The organism is Streptomyces pallidus (ex Mingjun et al. 2026) (assembly GCF_051550185.1).
Taxonomy (GTDB): Bacteria; Actinomycetota; Actinomycetes; order Streptomycetales; family Streptomycetaceae; genus Streptomyces.
In genome coordinates, this window is record NZ_CP196181.1 from 1,066,317 (window position 1) to 1,082,642 (window position 16,326).

General features: G+C 74.0%; 14 protein-coding genes. 6 read left to right on the forward strand and 8 right to left on the reverse strand.

Features of this window, described 5'->3' with window-relative positions:
- Positions 1-25 precede the first annotated feature (25 nt).
- Complete coding sequence (locus ACSHWO_RS04460) at positions 26-733, forward strand: YoaK family protein (protein ID WP_438318918.1); 708 nt, start codon at positions 26-28, stop codon at positions 731-733.
- Here ACSHWO_RS04460 and ACSHWO_RS04465 read toward each other — a convergent pair.
- Positions 711-1,673 carry a tellurite resistance/C4-dicarboxylate transporter family protein gene (locus ACSHWO_RS04465; protein ID WP_438310125.1) on the reverse strand — a complete coding sequence of 321 codons (963 nt, stop codon included), beginning with the start codon at positions 1,671-1,673 and terminating at the stop codon, positions 711-713. The two genes, ACSHWO_RS04460 and ACSHWO_RS04465, sit on opposite strands and share 23 nt — an antisense overlap.
- Before the next feature lie 14 nt (positions 1,674-1,687).
- Entirely contained in the window at positions 1,688-2,434 is a 747-nt protein-coding gene (locus tag ACSHWO_RS04470) for a VOC family protein (RefSeq protein ID WP_385804714.1), read from the reverse strand.
- A 312-nt stretch (positions 2,435-2,746) separates the two neighbouring features.
- Here ACSHWO_RS04470 and qcrB point away from each other — a divergent pair, with 312 nt between their 5' ends.
- Positions 2,747-4,423: a cytochrome bc1 complex cytochrome b subunit gene (gene qcrB / locus ACSHWO_RS04475; protein ID WP_438310126.1), complete on the forward strand. Its 1,677-nt coding sequence runs from the start codon at positions 2,747-2,749 to the stop codon at positions 4,421-4,423.
- Between the two features lie 41 nt (positions 4,424-4,464).
- Here the strand turns inward: qcrB and ctaF are convergent, their stop codons facing one another.
- From ctaF to ACSHWO_RS04495, 4 genes are all read right to left on the reverse strand, one after another.
- Entirely contained in the window at positions 4,465-4,854 is a 390-nt protein-coding gene (ctaF, locus tag ACSHWO_RS04480) for an aa3-type cytochrome oxidase subunit IV (RefSeq protein ID WP_361085737.1), read from the reverse strand.
- Complete coding sequence (gene ctaD / locus ACSHWO_RS04485) at positions 4,844-6,541, reverse strand: aa3-type cytochrome oxidase subunit I (protein WP_438310127.1); 1,698 nt, start codon at positions 6,539-6,541, stop codon at positions 4,844-4,846. The genes ctaF and ctaD overlap by 11 nt, the downstream gene beginning before the upstream one ends.
- Before the next feature lie 138 nt (positions 6,542-6,679).
- On the reverse strand, positions 6,680-7,777 hold the full coding sequence (locus tag ACSHWO_RS04490; RefSeq protein ID WP_385804490.1) for a carboxylate-amine ligase: 1,098 nt from the start codon (positions 7,775-7,777) through the stop codon (positions 6,680-6,682).
- Entirely contained in the window at positions 7,755-8,393 is a 639-nt protein-coding gene (locus tag ACSHWO_RS04495) for a type 1 glutamine amidotransferase domain-containing protein (RefSeq protein WP_361085747.1), read from the reverse strand. The genes ACSHWO_RS04490 and ACSHWO_RS04495 overlap by 23 nt, the downstream gene beginning before the upstream one ends.
- Before the next feature lie 247 nt (positions 8,394-8,640).
- Between ACSHWO_RS04495 and ACSHWO_RS04500 the strand changes: the two genes are divergently transcribed.
- Complete coding sequence (locus tag ACSHWO_RS04500) at positions 8,641-9,876, forward strand: AI-2E family transporter (protein ID WP_438310128.1); 1,236 nt, start codon at positions 8,641-8,643, stop codon at positions 9,874-9,876.
- 122 nt (positions 9,877-9,998) lie between these two features.
- Positions 9,999-10,820 carry a SigB/SigF/SigG family RNA polymerase sigma factor gene (locus tag ACSHWO_RS04505; RefSeq protein ID WP_438310129.1) on the forward strand — a complete coding sequence of 274 codons (822 nt, stop codon included), beginning with the start codon at positions 9,999-10,001 and terminating at the stop codon, positions 10,818-10,820.
- Between the two features lie 84 nt (positions 10,821-10,904).
- On the opposite strand, the gene ACSHWO_RS04510 is transcribed toward ACSHWO_RS04505, so the two are convergent.
- Together ACSHWO_RS04510 and ACSHWO_RS04515 are read right to left on the reverse strand one after the other, a co-directional pair.
- Positions 10,905-11,381 carry an ATP-binding protein gene (locus ACSHWO_RS04510; protein ID WP_438310130.1) on the reverse strand — a complete coding sequence of 159 codons (477 nt, stop codon included), beginning with the start codon at positions 11,379-11,381 and terminating at the stop codon, positions 10,905-10,907.
- Positions 11,382-11,486: 105 nt separating this feature from the next.
- Entirely contained in the window at positions 11,487-12,926 is a 1,440-nt protein-coding gene (locus tag ACSHWO_RS04515; RefSeq protein WP_438310131.1) for an MFS transporter, read from the reverse strand.
- A gap of 185 nt (positions 12,927-13,111) precedes the next feature.
- Here ACSHWO_RS04515 and ACSHWO_RS04520 point away from each other — a divergent pair, with 185 nt between their 5' ends.
- Positions 13,112-13,513 (forward strand): DUF1992 domain-containing protein, encoded by a 402-nt coding sequence (locus ACSHWO_RS04520; RefSeq protein ID WP_385804498.1) that lies wholly within the window; start codon positions 13,112-13,114, stop codon positions 13,511-13,513.
- Between the two features lie 131 nt (positions 13,514-13,644).
- The gene (locus ACSHWO_RS04525) at positions 13,645-16,305 is read left to right on the forward strand and encodes a SpoIIE family protein phosphatase (protein ID WP_438318921.1); all 2,661 of its coding nucleotides are present in this window, start codon (positions 13,645-13,647) and stop codon (positions 16,303-16,305) included.
- Positions 16,306-16,326 lie beyond the last annotated feature (21 nt).

The window sequence follows — 16,326 nt, forward strand, 5'->3', positions numbered from 1 at the left end:
GGGGCACTGACAACGCGTGGAACGGATGCTGCGGGCGCTGGGCGGGTGGCTGTTCCCGCCGCGGGAGGGCGGCGGGGGCGGGGCGCACGGGGTGCTGCCGCCGCTGCTGATCGGGCTGACGTTCGTGAGCGGGCTGGTCGACGCGGTGAGCTTCATCGGCCTCGACCAGGTGTTCGTGGCGAACATGACCGGCAACGTGGTCCTGCTCGGCTTCGCACTGGCGGGCGACCGGGAGTTCTCGGCCGCCGCGTCCCTGCTGGCACTCGCCGCCTTCACCGCCGGGGCGGCGGCGGCCGGCCGGACCCGCCGCGACCCCCCGGCCGGACGGCTGTTCGGGCCACTGGTGGCGGCGCAGGCCGTGCTGGTGGCGGGTGCGCTCGCGGTGTCCGCGGCCGGCGCGGGTCGGCTTCCCGCGGTGGGGCTGCTCGCGTTCAGCATGGGCATCCAGAACGCCGTCGTGCACCGGCTGGCGGTACCCGACCTGACGACCACCGTCGTCACCCGGACGCTGACGGGGCTGGCCGCGGACCGGCGGGGGCCGGCCGCGGTGCGGCGGCTGGTGTCGGTCGCGGCGCTGTTCTGCGGGGCGCTGGCCGGTGCCGTGCTGACGCTGCACCACGGCCATGGGGCCGCGCTGGCCCTGACGGCCGGTCTGCTCGCGTGGATCGCGGCGGCGGGCCGGGCCGCGGCGCGGCCGGCCGGCGGTCCGGTCACCGGGCGCGGCGGCGGCTGACGGCGAAGGCGAAGGCGAAGGCGACGAAGGTCAGCAGCCAGGCGCCCACGGCGATCCACAGCAGCGCCTCGCCCAGCCCGAACAGTACGCCGAGGCCCGTCGGCCCGGCCGCCGACAAGCAGGCGGTGGCCGTCATGCCCAGCGGGAACACGGTCGCCCAGCGCCGGATGTCGTAGTGCGGCCGCCAGCTGCGCAGCTCGGCGGCCAGCAGCAGCACGTACCAGGCGAGGGCCAGGGCGAGGGTGACCAGCGTGGCCCAGCGCAGCGCGGTGCGCAGCGGGCCGGTCCAGGGCACCGCCGTGAGCTTCGACGCGGCGAGCGCCGAGATGGCCAGGGCGCCGCCCGCCACCCAGTGGTCGCCCGCCCCGCGCACCACCTCGCGCAGGTCGAACCGGGCGAGCGCGTCCCCGTAGAAGACCAGGCCGAGGCAGAAGGCGGCCAGCGCCGCCCGGGCGAGCCAGCCGCTGGGCAGGGCGAGCGCCAGGGTGGCGGCCAGGACCGCGAGCCCCTGGGTAGCGACGCAGACCAGGAACACCCCGCCGGCCATCTGCCGCTTCCAGTGCCGTACGACGCCGGCGGTCAGCCAGGGCCACAGGGCCGCGGCCAGCACCAGCAGTGCGATCGCGGCGGCCTGCCGGCCCAGCATCGAGATCCGCGAGCCGAGCACGCCGGTGGCGGCGACCGCGGTCAGGGCCGCCGGGCTGTAGGACGCGGCCCGGAACCGCGGCCGGTCGCAGACCAGCCGGCAGGCGAAGGCGAGACCGAGGAGCAGCCAGAGGAGCCCGGACACGGCCAGCGCGGCCAGGGAGAGCACCTCCCGGCCGATCAGGTGCAGGCCGACGGAGAGGATGCCGGGGGCCATCACCGCGCCGCCCGCGGCCGGGGGGAGTTCCATGCACCACGCGAGGCCGGGCAGGGAGCGCAGTCGCTCCACTGGCACGCCGGCCATCCGCGTCAGGCGCCCTGGGGCCGGGCGGCCGTCAGGGTGAGCATGGCCCCCTCGGGGTCGCGGACGGTCACCCAGCGCTCGGTGGCGCTGGAGACGATCGTCGACAGGGTGGTCCCGCCGGCCGCGAGGGCCGCGTCGATGGCGTCGTCGAGGTCGGCGACGCCGAAGTAGACGTGCCAGCGGGGCCGTGACTCGGGGGCGTGCGTGGCGGAGTCGGGGCCGAGCCCGCCGTTCAGCCGGGCGACGGGCTCGCCGGCCTGGCGCAGCACGACCTGGTCGTCCTCGTACGAGACCTCGCAGCAGCCGGGTCGGCCGGTGGCCCACTCCAGCACCTCGCCGTAGAACAACGCGGCCTCGAAGGCGTCGCGGGTGCGCAGTTCCAGCCAGGCTGGCGCCCGACCGCGGCCGACCCGCCATTCGGAGGACACCCGACCCTCCCAGATGCCGAAGACGGCGCCGTCCCGGTCGGCGGCGACGGCGCCGCGGCCGCCGCCGGCGAAGGTGACGGGGCCGACCGCGATCGTGCCGCTGCGCTCGCGGATCCGGTCCGTGGCCACGTCGGCGTCGTCGACGGCGAAGTAGGGCGTCCAGGTCGGCGCGACGGTCAGGTCCCCGGCCAGGGCCCCGATGCCGGCGACGGCCACCCCGTCGAGCTCGGCGATGGTGAACGCGTCGCTCAGGCGGGCGGGCCGGAACTTCCACCCGAGGACCGCGCCGTAGAACTCCTGCGCCCGCTGCAGATCGCGGGCCATCAGGCTCACCCAGCACGGGGCGCCGAAGACCTCTCTCGTAGAAATCTCCACGACGACTCACGCTCCGTCCTTGTCCCGCCCCATCCTCACCTCAGGGGCGGTGGCCCGCACGTCGGGCGCGGTGGCACGGGAGCCACCCGGCCGCGCGCCCATCCGGTGGCGGTACCCCCATGATGCGCCCGGACGGGGAGCACCGTGTCTGAATTGATCCGCATTGGCCCTTTTCTGTAGCGTTGCGGCTACTCCGGGCGGCCGCCCGGCCCTCCCTCCCCCTCCCTGCGACGGCGAGGGCTCCGACAGGAGGTGCACCGGGTGCCGGCGTCGACGCGGACGACAGGACGCAAGGCCAGGGCGGGGCGCGCGGTGGTGGGCGGTGCGGAGGCGCTCGACGCGCGGCTCCCGTTGGCGGAGCTCACCCGGTCGGTGCTGCGCAAGGCCTTCCCCGACCACTGGTCGTTCCTGCTGGGCGAGATCGCCCTGTACGCCTTCGTGGTGCTGCTACTGACCGGCGTGTACCTGACCTTCTTCTTCGACCCGTCGATGGCCGAGGAGGTCTACCGGGGGCCGTACGAGCCGCTGCAGGGCGTGCCGATGTCCCGCGCGTACGCCTCCACCCTGCGGATCAGCTTCGACGTGCGGGGCGGGCTGCTGGTCCGCCAGATGCACCACTGGGCCGCCATCGTGTTCGTCGCCGCGATCGGCGTGCACATGCTGCGCGTGTTCCTCACCGGCGCCTTCCGCCGGCCGCGCGAACTCAACTGGACGATCGGGGTCACGCTCTTCATGCTGGCGCTGCTGGAGGGGTTCGCCGGCTACTCGCTCCCCGACGACCTGCTGTCGGGCACCGGTCTGCGGATCGCCCAGGGGATCATGCTGTCGGTTCCGGTCGTCGGCACGTACCTGGGCATGCTGGTCTTCGGCGGCCAGTTCCCCGGCGACGACATCGTGCCGCGGCTGTACCCGCTGCACATCCTGCTCGTGCCGGGCCTACTGGTGGCCCTGGTCACCGCGCACGTGCTGCTGGTCTTCGTGCTGAAGCACACGCAGTGGCCCGGCCGCGGCAGGACCGCCCGCAACGCCGTCGGCCTTCCCTTCTTCCCGAACTACGTGGCCAAGTCCGGCGGGCTGCTCCTGGCCTCGGCCGGCGTGCTCGCGGTCCTGGGGGGCGTCGCCCAGGTCAACCCCATCTGGGTGTACGGCCCCTACCGGCCGGACCTGGTCTCCACGGGTTCCCAGCCGGACTGGTACATCGGGTTCCTGGAGGGGGCGCTGCGGCTGATGCCGGCCGTGGAGACCCGCGTCGCGGGCCACACCGTGAGCTGGAACCCGCTGGTCACCGCAGTGCTGCTGCCGGGGCTGCTGTTCGCGGTGCTGTACGCGTACCCCTTCTTCGAGCGCTGGATCACGCCCGGGCCGGGCGAGCGGCACCTGTGCGACCGGCCGCGCGACCGGCCGGTGCGCACCGGGCTGGCGGCGGGGGCGCTGTCCTGCTACGCCGTGCTGCTCGTCGCGGGCGGCCAGGACATCGCGGCGTTCGTGTTCGACGTGCCGGTCGCCGGGGTGACCTGGACGCTGCGGGTGGCGTTCTTCGCGGTGCCGGTGGCCGTGTTCTGGATGACGCGGCGGCTGTGCCTGGCGCTGCAGGCGCGGGAGGCCGCGGAGCTGGCCGGGGGCGCGGAGTCGGGGCTGGTGGTGCAGGGGGTGGAGGGCGGTTTCCACCCGCAGCACCGGCCGCTGTCGGCCGACGAGCGGTACGGGCTGCTCGTACGGGAACGACCGCGGCCCCTGCCGGCGGCGGGCCCCGAACGGGCGGCCGGTGCCGGGCGGCTGCGGCAACGGCTGCGGCCCCTGGCGCGGCGGGCCCGGTCCGCGCTCTCCTCCTGGTACTACGCCGACCGGGTGCGCTACCCGGTGACCGCCGGGCAGCGCCGCCGGGTCGAGGACGTCCTGGCCGGACCGGACCGGCGGCCGCCCGCGGACGGGGACTGAGCCGGATCCCCGCGGTCCGCCCCCGGGTCCGTACCGTCCCGTCACTGCGGGTGGTCGAGGGTGCGGAAGGCGAAGCCGACCACGGCCGGCGCCAGGACGCCGAACCCGACCAGGCACAGCCACAGCCCCTGGACCACGCCCAGGCCGATCAGGGCGGTGCCCGCGGCCGCCGCGACCGGGAGGTAGGTGCGGCCCGGGAAGAACTCGCGCCGCCCGCCCGCTTCCTGCACCTCGGCGGTGCCCCGGTCCTCCGGCCGGCTGCCGCCGCGGAGGTGCTGCCGCCACAGGAACGCGGCGACCAGGGCCGTCATGAGGAACGACACGGCCAGGGCGGCGGTGCCCGCCGGCTCCCCCGAGAACCAGGCGTAGACGACCATGGTGGCCCCGAAGAACAGGGCGGTGCCGGTGAACAGCCAGGCCTCACCCTTCACGGGTCACCTCCGGGTGGTGCAGGTCGAAGGCCGGGGACTCGGAGCGGATCCGCGGCAGGGCGTGGAAGTTGTGCCGGGGCGGCGGGCAGCTGGTCGCCCATTCGAGTGACCGCCCCCAGCCCCAGGGGTCGTCGACGGTCACCCGCGCACCGCGGGTCTGCGTCCGCCACACGTTGTAGAGGAACGGCAGGGTGGACAGCCCCAGCAGGAAGGCGCCGATGGTGGAGACCGAGTTGAGGACCGTGAACCCGTCCCCGGCCAGGTAGTCGGCGTAACGGCGGGGCATGCCGGCCTCGCCGAGCCAGTGCTGGACGAGGAAGGTGGTCTGGAAGCCGGTGAAGAGGGTCCAGAAGTGGATCCGGCCGAGCCGCTCGTCCAGCATGCGGCCGCTGAGCTTGGGCCACCAGAAGTAGAAGCCGGCGAAGGTCGCGAAGACGATCGTGCCGAACAGGACGTAGTGCAGGTGGGCGACGACGAAGTAGCTGTCCGTCAGGTGGAAGTCCAGCGGCGGGGAGGCCACGACGACGCCCGTCAGCCCGCCGAGGAGGAAGGTGACGAGGAAACCCACCGACCACAGCATCGGGGTCTCGAAGGACAGGGAACCGCTCCACATGGTCCCGATCCAGTTGAAGAACTTCACCCCCGTCGGTACGGCGATCAGGAAGGAGAGGAGCGCGAAGAACGGCAGCAGTACCGCGCCCGTCGCGAACATGTGGTGCGCCCAGACCGTGGCGGACAGCCCGGTGATGGCGATGGTGGCGCCGATGAGGGAGGCGTAGCCGAACATGGGCTTGCGGCTGAAGACGGGCACGATCTCGCTGACCACCCCGAAGAACGGAAGGGCCACGATGTAGACCTCGGGGTGGCCGAAGAACCAGAAGAGGTGCTGCCACAGCAGGGCTCCCCCGTTCGCCGCGTCGAAGACGTGCGCGCCGAACTTGCGGTCCGCTTCGAGGGCCAGCAGGGTCGCGGCCAGGACGGGGAAGGCCAGCAGCGCCAGGATCGACGTGAACAGCACGTTCCAGGTGAAGATGGGCATGCGGAACAGGGTCATCCCGGGCGCGCGCAGGCAGACGATGGTGGTGATGAAGTTGACGGCGCCGAGGATGGTGCTCAGCCCGGACACCGCCAGCCCCATCACCCACAGGTCGGAGCCGGGGCCGGGCGCGAACACGGCCCCGTTGAGCGGGGCGTACGCGAACCAGCCGAAGGCTGCCGCCCCCTGCTCGGTGAGGAACCCGGACACCACCATCAGGCCGCCGAACAGGTACACCCAGTACGTGAACGCGTTCAGCCGGGGGAAGGCGACGTCGGGCGCGCCGATCTGCAGGGGCATCACCGCATTGGCGAAACCGGTGAAGGTGGGGGTGGCGAACAGCAGCATCATCACGGTGCCGTGCACGGTGAAGAGCTCGTTGTACTGCTGGTTCGAGAAGAGCTGGTTGCCGGGGCGGGCCAGTTCGGCCCGCATGAGCAGGGCCAGGACCCCGGCGAACAGGAAGAAGGCGAAGGCCGTCACGAGGTAGAGGTTGCCGATCACCTTGTGGTCGGTGGTCGACAGCCAGCGCAGCACCGCCGCGCCCTGGCCGACGCGCCGCTCGGTGCGCTGCCCCGCCTCCGCCGGCCGGGCGGACCCCTCGGGTGCGGAGGGCGGGGGGCCGTGGGGTGAGGGGTCCACTGACGTCATCCGGCCTCCCGAGCCCTCGCCACCGCACCGCGGCCCGGCGGCCGCCGTACCGGTACCCCCTCTGCTACAGGCTGCGGGGGCGCGGCGGTGCGGCGGCGCGCCGCAATGTGGCCCGGTCGGACCGCCGCGGAGGCCGGGTCAGTCCGCGGCGTCCTTGGTGGTGATGAGGTCGGTCAGGGCCTGCATCCCGCCGTCGGTGAAGGCGCGGCGCTGCCGGTCCGCGGGGGTGCCCTGTTGGAGCAGCCGGTGCAGCAGCGCGCTGACCTCCCGCAGGTCGCCGGCCTCCTCCAGGGCGGGCGTGATGTGCTGGACCAGCATGTACAGGACGTCGCCGGCGCTCTGCCGGTGCCCGTGCGGGTCGAGGAGCGTGCTGCTGAGGCCGTAGCGGGCCGCGTGCCACAGGGAGGCCTGGAGCAGCTCGGGCGGGCAGAAGGGTTGCGGGACGCCCGCCTTCTCCTCGTTGACCGCGGTGGTGATCAGGCCCCGGGCGATGCCGGCGAGCAGGACGGCGTCGTCGGCCTCCAGTTGTACGTCCAGGCACCGGACCTCGATCGTGGGGTAGCGCTCGGACAGCCGCGCCTGCCAGTACAACTGGCCCCGGTCCGGGATCATCCCGGACTCCACGAGCGAGTCGACCCGCTGCTCGTAGTCGGCGAGCGAGTCGAAGTGCGGCGGCAGGCCGCTGACCGGCCAGCGGCCGAAGACGATGGTGCGCCAGCTCGCGAAGCCGGTGTCCCTCCCGTCCCACATGGGCGAGTTCGCGGACATCGCGAGCAGGGTCGGCAGCCAGACCCGCAGCCGGTTCATGGCGGCCACGCCGGTGTCCCGGTCCGGGATCGCGACGTGCACGTGCATCCCGTTGATCAGCTGCTCGTCGACCAGCCGGCCGGCCTCCTCGCGCATCTTCAGGTAGCGCGTCTCCCGGGTGACGGGCACCGGTACGCCGTCGCGGAGCGGCACCGTGGCCGTCTTGGCGACCACGCACCCCTCCGCTTCGGCGGCGGCCGCCACCGCGTGCCGCAGCCTCAGCAGGTGGCCGCCGACCTCCTCCAGGTCCGTGCAGACCGGGGTGGCCACTTCCACCTGTGCCTGGAGCAGCTCGTGCTGGACCTCGCCCTCGTCCGCCCAGGTCCCGATGCCCGCCCTGGCCCGAACCTCCTCGGCGCAGGCCACCGGGAGGTGGGTGACGGGGTCCAGCAGTACGTACTCTTCCTCAACCCCGACCGTGGTGGTCATGTCCCGCCGAACTCCTCGTCGAAGTAGCCGCTTCGAACCCCGTCCTGGCCCCCGCCTCGAACCTCGTGTCGAACTCCCTGTCGAACTCACTGACGAGCGCCCCGCAGAAGGCGTCCAGGTCAGCCGGTTTTCGGCTGGTGACCAGGGTGGCGGGGGCGGCACGGCAGACGTGGACCTCCTCGTCCACCCAGGTGCCGCCGGCATTGCGGACGTCCGTGGCCAGGCTGGGCCACGAGGTCAGCGTGCGGCCCCGTACGGCGTCGGCCTCGACCAGCACCCAGGGCGCGTGGCAGATGGCCGCGACCGGTCTGGCCGCGTCGAAGAAGCAGCGGACGAACCGGACGGCGCCCTCGTGCAGGCGCAGGGCGTCCGGGTTGGCCAGGCCGCCCGGCAGGACGAGCGCGTCGAAGCCGTCCGCGATCGCGGCCGGGTCGTCCCCCAGCACGTCGTCGACGTGGTGGCGGCCGGCCTTCTCCAGGTGCCGGAAGGCGCGGACCTCCCCCGGCTCCGTGGAGACGAGCCGCGGGTCCCAGCCGGCGTCGAGCACGGCTTTCCACGGCTCGATGAGCTCGATCTCCTCCACGCCCGCGGGCGCGGTCAGAAAGGCGATGCGCACCAGGCTCACTTCCTTCGGTCCGGGGCCCGGGCGGCCGGCGCCCCAGGTGGGTTCCGCGTCTGCCCGGTAGGACTCACCTCAAGCATGGCAGGGATGCCCGTGTGCGGAACTCCGGACTTCCGGACATCCGGCGTCCGGCCGCCCCCTTCGGGCGAATGTCCGCAGGGACGCGTGCGCCGTCCGGCCGTGCGTGGCACCTCGTACGGGGACGGACCCTTCGGCACCGGCAGAGGCGGTACACGCGTAGATGAGCAGGCGATCCGCGGCGCGGCCGGACCGTCGCCCCGAAGAGCCGCGCGGGGACGGCCCGCGCTCCTCCATCCGGGTGGCGGCCCGCCGTTCCCGCGCCCGGTACGGGGCCGGGCCCCGGGGCGGCGCCGGTGCGCGCGGCCGCAGGCCGCCGCCCGGTCAGGGCGGCCGCACGGGTGCGGACACGGGCCCGGGCGCGGCGTCCCCGCTGCTGGGGACGGCCGCGGCCTACGCCTGGCGGCTGCTGGTGGTCGGCGCGGCCGTGTACGCGGTCTTCGTGGTGCTGGGCCGGTTCCACGAGGTGGCGGTGGCCGTCTTCCTCGGCCTGGTCGGGGCCGCACTGCTGCGTCCGGCGGCGGACCTGCTGGACCGGTGGATGCCGCGTCCGCTGGCGGTGGCCTGCGCGGTCATCGGGAGCACGGTGCTCCTGCTGGGCGTGCTCGCGGGCATCGGCGAGACGGTGGCCATGCAGTGGCAGTCCCTGGTCGGGGAGTTCCGGGTCGGCCTGGGCCGGCTCCAGACCTGGCTGGACCGGGCGCCGTTCGGGTTGGCCCCGGGCGCGCTGTCCGACCTGCGGGAGCGGATCGGCGAGTACCTCTCCAGGCATCGCACCTCGCTGCTCAGCACGGCGCTGGACAGCGCGGGCCGACTGGCGCACGCGCTGACCATCGGGGCGCTGGGCCTGTTCTGCGCGGTGTTCTTCATCGCGTCGGGCGAGCGGCAGTGGGACTGGCTGTGCGGCCAGCTGCCGCCGGGCGGGCGGGACCGGGCGCAGGTCGCGGGCCGGGCGGCGTGGCGGGCGTTCACCGGGTACACCCACGGGATCGTGCTCGTCGCCGCGACCAACGCCGTGCTCGTCGGGATCGCGCTGTACGCCCTGGGGGTCCCGCTGGCGGTGCCGCTGGCGCTGCTGGAGTTCTTCCTCGCGTTCATCCCGCTGATCGGGTCGCCGATCGCCCTCGCGGTCGCCGTGGTCGTCGCGCTGGCGGCCAAGGGGCCTCTGATCGCCGCCCTCGTGGTCGCACTGATCGTGCTGATCGGGCAGCTCGAGGGGCACGTGCTGCACCCGATGGTGATGAGCTGGGCGGTGCGGCTGCACCCGCTCGTGGTCGCACTGTCGGTGGCCGCGGGGACCATCGGCGCGGGGCTGGTGGGCGCGGTGGTGGCCGTACCCCTGGTGTCGGTGCTGTGGGCGGTCCGGCTGGCCCTGCGGGACCGGGCCGGCGGGGGTTGATCCCGGCCCGATCGGGCGGGCTGCTTTCGCGGGGGTCCGGCGGGGGTATATCCCTCAGGAAAGCTCGCGAGACGGCCGGGTCGTACAGCAGTGCGGCGCGACCATCCGTCGGAGGAGCCGAGATGCTGTATTCAGAGGTCACCGAAGGAATCCCGCAGGACACGCTGAGTGTGAGCACCGGCGAGGCCCGCGCCCTGTCGGAGACCCTTTTCCGCAGGCTGCGGGCCCTTGAGGAAGGCACGGCCGAGTACTCCTACGTGCGCAACACCCTCGTCGAACTCAACCTCAGCCTGGTGAAGTACGCGGCGCGTCGCTTCCGCGGGCGCAGCGAGCCCATGGAGGACATCGTCCAGGTGGGGACGATCGGCCTGATCAAGGCCATCAACAGGTTCGACCCGGAGCGGGGCGTGGAGTTCACCACGTTCGCCCTGCCGACCATCACCGGGGAGATGAAGAGGTTCTTCCGTGACACCAGCTGGGCCGTCCGGGTGCCCCGGAGGCTTCAGGAGCTGCGGATCGGCGCCGCCAAGGCGCACGACGCCCTGGAGCAGGACCTGGGCCGCGAGCCCACGGACGGGGAGGTCGCCGAGCACCTGCACGTCAGCGAGGAGGAGTTCGCGGAGGGGCAGAAGGCGGCGCACGCGTACTCGGCGCGCTCCTTGGACGCTCCCGCGCGCGAGGACGGCGACCGGCAGCCCGGATCCGACCGGCCCTCGCTCGGCGAGGAGGAGACGGCCTACGACCGCATCGAGTGCCTGGAGTCCCTCAAGCCGGTGCTGGCCGCGCTGCCCCCTCGCGAGCGAACCCTGCTGTCCCTGCGCTTCGGGGACGAGCTGACCCAGTCCGAGATAGGCGAGCGGCTGGGTCTGTCCCAGATGCACGTCTCGCGGCTGCTCAGCCGGACCCTGGCCACACTGCGGGCGAGCCTGCTCGAGGACGACTGACCGCCCTCCGCCCGGCCGCGGCCGGGCCGTTCCTCCGCACCGGTGTCGTCGTCGCCCAACTGCGCCTCACTGCGACCGCGGTCGTCAGGGCTGCGGTGACGGGACCTCTGCCCAGACCGTCTTGCCGGCCCCGTCCGGGCGGGGCTCCCAGCCCCAGTCGCGGGCGAGCCGGTCCACCACCAGCAGGCCGTGCCCGCCGGGGAGGGCGGGATCGTCGGCCGTTCGGCGGCGGGGGTGCTCGGGGCTCCCGTCGCCGACCTCCACCCGGAGCCGGTCGGAGGTGCGGCGCAGCACCAGTTCGCTGGGGCCGCCCGCGTGCACGCAGGCGTTGCTCACCAGTTCGGAGACCATCAGCAGGACGTCCTCGACGGCCTCGGCCCGGTCCGGGTCGGCACCGTCCGGGTCCCCGCCGCGGTGCCCGTCCGCCCGGGCCCGGTCGCCGCCGGCCGGTCGGACGATCCACTGCCAGGCGGTGAGGGCGTCCAGGGTGAACCGACGGCAGCGGGCCACGACGCCACCCGTTCCACCCCCGAGTGCCAGCCTGCGGATCTCCTCGCTCATGGCATGGTGCCCCGTTCCTCCTTTGCCGAGCGACTTGGCCTTGCCGAGCGACCCGGCGAGATCCGCCTACCCGGCCGGGCCGGGAACATTCGCCGGGGACCTCGTTCAACCTACGGGCGTGCCGCCCCCGCGCGCCGGGAGCCCCGGCCGGGCGGGCTCGGTACGTGCGGCCTGCTCGGTGCGCTCCGACCGCTCGGGGCGGACGGCGTCCAGCCGGCGCAGGGCGGCGCCGCGCTGGACGAGGGACAGCCCCGCGACCCCCGCGCCCAGCGCGATCCAGCCGGCGGGCCCGGCCGCCATGACGGCGCCGGACAGCAGCAGCGGGCCCGCGGCCTTCTGCACCGACGGGGAGATCCCGGCCACCCCCAGGTACGAGGCCCTGGCCTGGTGGGGCGCGAGCGACACGGCGAGTTCCCAGGAGCTCACCGAGCGCACCAGCTCCGCCGCGGTGGCCAGCACCGCCGCGGCCAGCAGGGCCAGTGAGGCGGCCCAGGCGCCGTGGGCGGGGGTGAGGGCGAGGACGGCGCAGCAGGCGAACAGCAGGAGCCCGTACCAGGCGGCGGCGCGCGCGGCGGGGCGCGGTCCCTCGACCCGGGCGGACACGGTCAGCTGGAGGACGACGACGAGCACGGTGTTGATCGCGAGGAAGGCCGGTACGAGGGCGTGGGGCGCGTCGGTGCGGTGGACGAGCCAGAGCGGCAGCCCGACGTTGAGGACGGAGTCGTCGAGGTTGAGCGGGATGTCGAGCAGGACGAAGCGGAGGTAGCCGCGGTCCCGCCAGGGGCTCCGTCCGTCGCTCCCGGGGGCGCTCGCCCCGGGGGCGCACTCCGCCGGCGCACTCCCCGCCGGCGTCTTCCCAGCCGGCGTGCTCCCCGCGGCCGGGGCCGGCGCGGTCAGGCGGCCGTGGCCGTGCGGCTCCCGGGTGCGCCCGACCAGCACCGCGGCCGCGAGGAACGACAGCGCGTTGCCGAGGATGAGGGCCGCGTACGCCTCCCGGGTCCCCACGGCGAGGCCGAGGGCGGCGATGCCCGCGCCGACGGCGTAGCCGGCGTTCGCCGCGCTGCGCGACAGGGCCTGGTAGGTGGCGCGCCGCTCGCCGACGACCCGGGTCGCGAAGAGCATCTCCAGGGTCTTGGCGGCACGGTCGCCCAGCTGGGTGACGGCGACCACGAGCAGCAGCACGTCGAAGCGGGTGACCACGAGCAGGGCGCAGAGGGCGGCGAGGCGCACCAGGTGGCAGGCGATCAGCAGCGGGCGCAGCGGGAAGCGGTCGGCGAGGTGCCCGGCGAGCGGTGAGCCGGCGATGCCCGCGATCGCGCCGGCCCCGAGCAGGAGGCCCAGCTGTCCGGCGTCGAGCCCGACGACGAAGGTGAAGAACAGGACCGAGGCGGCGGCCCACACCCCGGTTCCGGTCCGGTCCAGCAGCTGGCCGAACAGCATGATCCGGGCGTCGCGGCCGCCGGGCGGCCGGCGCAACTGCGCGATCAGGCCGCCTCCGCCGCCCTCCGCCCCGCCGGTGTGCCGTTCCGCGCTCCGCCGCTTCATGCCGGGCCTCCGAGTCCCCCGTGAAGATATCTCGATATCGAGATATCTCGCGGTAGCCTGCCGGACATCAATCTCGACGTCAAGATACTTAGCGCGGCGTTACGCTGGCCCCGGAGCCCGCGGCGGGCCTCAGGGCAGGGGGACTTGGGGCCACGGGCCCCGGAGCCGGAGCCGAGGGAGGAACCGTGACCGAGCGCAAGCCGCCGGGCGTCAGCTTCGAGTCCTGGGTGGACCGGCAGATCCGGGAGGCCGCCGAGCGCGGCGCCTTCGACCGGCTGGAGGGCCTGGGCAGACCGCTGGCCTCCGCCGACGCCCCGTACGACGAGATGTGGTGGGTCAAGGAGAAGCTGCACCGCGAGGGCTTCGCCGCCCTACCGCCCTCACTCGCCCTGCGCAAGGAGGCGGAGGACGCGCTGGAGGCGGTGCGCTCGGCCCGCTCGGAGCGGCAGGTCCGCGCGGTGCTCACGGAGATCAACGAGAAGATCCGCGCCGCGCTGCGCAGGCCGCCGCCCGGGCCGCCGCTGCGCCTGGCCGTCTTCGACGTCGACGAGGTCCTCGCGGCTTGGCGCGCGGGACGCACCGGCTGACCCGGGCCCGGGCGCGGCGGCCCCGAGGGGCCGGCACCGCCGGTGACCTTCCGGCACTCCCGGCCGACAGCCATAGACAGTGCTACAAATGGTCTCGTGGCCCATCCTTGCAACCCGTGCCGGGGACGTCGGTGCGGTCACTGAGCCGGAAGCGCCCGCGGAGCGTCGCCAGACAGGTATTCGTCCTCCAGGTGGCGATCGTGGTGCTGCTCGCCGCCGGCTCGGTACTGGCCCTCGTCCTGCAGTCGCGCCACGACGTCGAGCGGGAGGCCCTCAGCCGGTCCGTCGCCGTCGCCGAGACCTTCGCGCGCTCCCCCGCGATCCGCGACGCACTGCGGACCCAGGACCCGTCCAAGTCCCTCCAGCCACTCGCGGAGCAGACGCGGAAGGCCGCCGGGGTCGACTTCATCGTCGCGATGGACACCAACGGCATCCGCTACTCCCATCCGCTGCCCGACCGCATCGGCAAACGCTTCGTCGGAACGATCGAGCCCTCGCTGAAGGGCCACGTGTACACCGAGAGCGTGGACGGCCCGCTGGGCAAGGAGATCCAGGCGGTGGTGCCCGTCTTCTCCGAGGGCGACAAGGGCAAGGTCCAGGCACTGGTGTCGGCGGGGCTCACCGTGGAGAACGTGACCGGTGTCGTCGACAAGCAGCTCCCCGTCATCCTCGGCACCAGCGCGGCCGGCCTGGCCCTCGGCACCGCCGGCGCCGCGCTGATCAGCAGGCGCCTGCGCCGCCAGACCCGCGGCCTCGGCCCGCTGGAGATGACCCGGATGTACGAACACCACGACGCCGTTCTGCACTCCGTGCGCGAAGGGGTGCTGATCACGGACGGCGGCGGACAACTGCTCCTCGCGAACGACGAGGCGAAACGACTCCTCGGCCTGCCGCCCGACGCCGACGGCCGGCACATCCGCGACCTCCCCGAACTCGACGGACACCTGGCCGACCTGCTGCTCTCCGGCCGGGAGGCCACCGACGAGGTGATGGAGGCCGGCGAGCGGCTGCTGGTCATCAACCAGAGGTCGACCCGGCGCTCGGGCAGCCGGACCGAGGGCATGGCCGTCACCATCCGGGACTCCACCGAGATGCAGGTCCTCACCACCCGGGCCGAGGCCGCCCGCAGACGGCTGAGGCTGCTGTACGACGCCGGGGTCGGCGTCGGCACCACCCTCGACGTGGAACGGACCGCCCAGGAGCTCGCCGACGTCGCCGTGCCCCGCTTCGCGGACTTCGTCACCGTCGACCTCGCAGAACCGGTCCTGCTCGGCGACGAGCCCACCGCAGCCGCCGTCGACCTGCGGCGCACCGGCGTCGCCGGCATCCGCGACGACGTGCCCCTCTACCCCCGCGGCCGGCTGATCGACTTCCTGCCCTCCACCCCGCAGGCGCGCGGGCTCAGCAGCGGCAAGGCCGAGGTGATCGCCGACCTGAACGACGCCCCCGGCTGGCACGCACAGGACCCGCCGCGCGCCCGGGCCATCATCGATTACGGGGTCCACTCCCTGATCACGGCCCCGCTCAAGGCCCGCGGCGTCGTCCTCGGCGTGGTCAACTTCTGGCGCTCCGAGAAGCCGGAGCCGTTCGACGAGGAGGACCTCTCGCTCGCCGAGGAGCTCGTCGCCCGGGCCGGGGTCAGCATCGACAACGCCCGCCGCTACACCCGCGAGCACGCGCTCGCCGTCGCCCTCCAGCACAGCCTGCTGCCGCGCGACCTGCCCGAGCAGAACGCCGTGGAGGTCGCCCACTACTACCTGCCCGCGCAGTCCGGCGTGGGGGGCGACTGGTTCGACGTGATCCCGCTGCCCGGCGGCCGGGTCGCGCTCGTCGTCGGCGACGTCGTCGGCCACGGGCTGCACGCGGCCGCGGCCATGGGCCGGCTGCGCACCGCCGTGCTGAACTTCTCCTCCCTCGACCTGCCGCCCGACGAGCTGTTGGCCCGCCTCGACGACCTCGTGCAGTACACCGACCAGAACGGGGAGGGCGGCGGAGCCGAGGGCGGCTTGCTCGGCGCCACCTGCCTGTACGCCGTCTACGACGCCGTGGCCCAGCGGTGCACGGTGGCGCGCGCCGGCCACGTACCGCCGGCGGTGGTGTACCCGGACGGCCGCGTCGAGACGCCCGACCTGCCCGCCGGAGCACCCCTGGGGCTGGGCGGCTTCCCCTTCGAGGCGGCCGAGCTGGATCTCGCCGAGGGCAGCCAGCTGGTGCTGTACACCGACGGGCTGATCGAGGACCGCGCCCGCGACATCGACGACGGGCTCGACCTGCTGCGCGCCGCCCTCGCCCACGCCGACCGCAAGCCGGAGGACACCGTCCAGGCGGTGCTCCAGGAACTGCTGCCGGTGCGCGCCCGCGACGACGTGGCCCTGCTGGTCGCCCGGACCTCGGTGCTGCCGGCCGACCGGATCGCCGAGTGGGAGGTGCCGTTCGAGCCGAGCGCGGTCGCGACGCTGCGCGCGGTCGCCGTGGAGAAGCTGGAGGAGTGGGGGCTGTCGGAGCTGTCCTTCAGCACCGAGCTGGTGCTCAGCGAACTCATCACCAACGCGATCCGGCACGGCGCGGAGCCCGTGCGCGTACGCCTCCTGCGCGACCGGATGCTGACGTGCGAGGTCTTCGACGGCAGCAGCAGCTCACCGCGCCTGCACTACGCGACGACCACGGACGAGGGGGGCCGCGGGCTCTTCCTGGTGGCCCAGCTCAGTCGGCGGTGGGGGGCGCGGTACACGCCGGAGGGGAAGGTGATCTGGTCGGAGCAGCAGCTGCCGGGCGACGGGGAGGACGACTGAGCCTCCCACGTGCTGCTCCTT

Coding starts and splice junctions, on each gene's coding strand:
- ACSHWO_RS04470 (WP_385804714.1), bottom strand. CDS start 2,434: ATGGCCCGCGATCTGCAGCGGGCGCAGGAGTTCTACGGCGCGGTCCTC.
- ctaD (WP_438310127.1), bottom strand. CDS start 6,541: ATGACGTCAGTGGACCCCTCACCCCACGGCCCCCCGCCCTCCGCACCC.
- ACSHWO_RS04460 (WP_438318918.1), top strand. CDS start 26: ATGCTGCGGGCGCTGGGCGGGTGGCTGTTCCCGCCGCGGGAGGGCGGC.
- ACSHWO_RS04500 (WP_438310128.1), top strand. CDS start 8,641: ATGAGCAGGCGATCCGCGGCGCGGCCGGACCGTCGCCCCGAAGAGCCG.
- ACSHWO_RS04505 (WP_438310129.1), top strand. CDS start 9,999: ATGCTGTATTCAGAGGTCACCGAAGGAATCCCGCAGGACACGCTGAGT.
- ACSHWO_RS04510 (WP_438310130.1), bottom strand. CDS start 11,381: ATGAGCGAGGAGATCCGCAGGCTGGCACTCGGGGGTGGAACGGGTGGC.
- ACSHWO_RS04490 (WP_385804490.1), bottom strand. CDS start 7,777: ATGACCACCACGGTCGGGGTTGAGGAAGAGTACGTACTGCTGGACCCC.
- ACSHWO_RS04515 (WP_438310131.1), bottom strand. CDS start 12,926: ATGAAGCGGCGGAGCGCGGAACGGCACACCGGCGGGGCGGAGGGCGGC.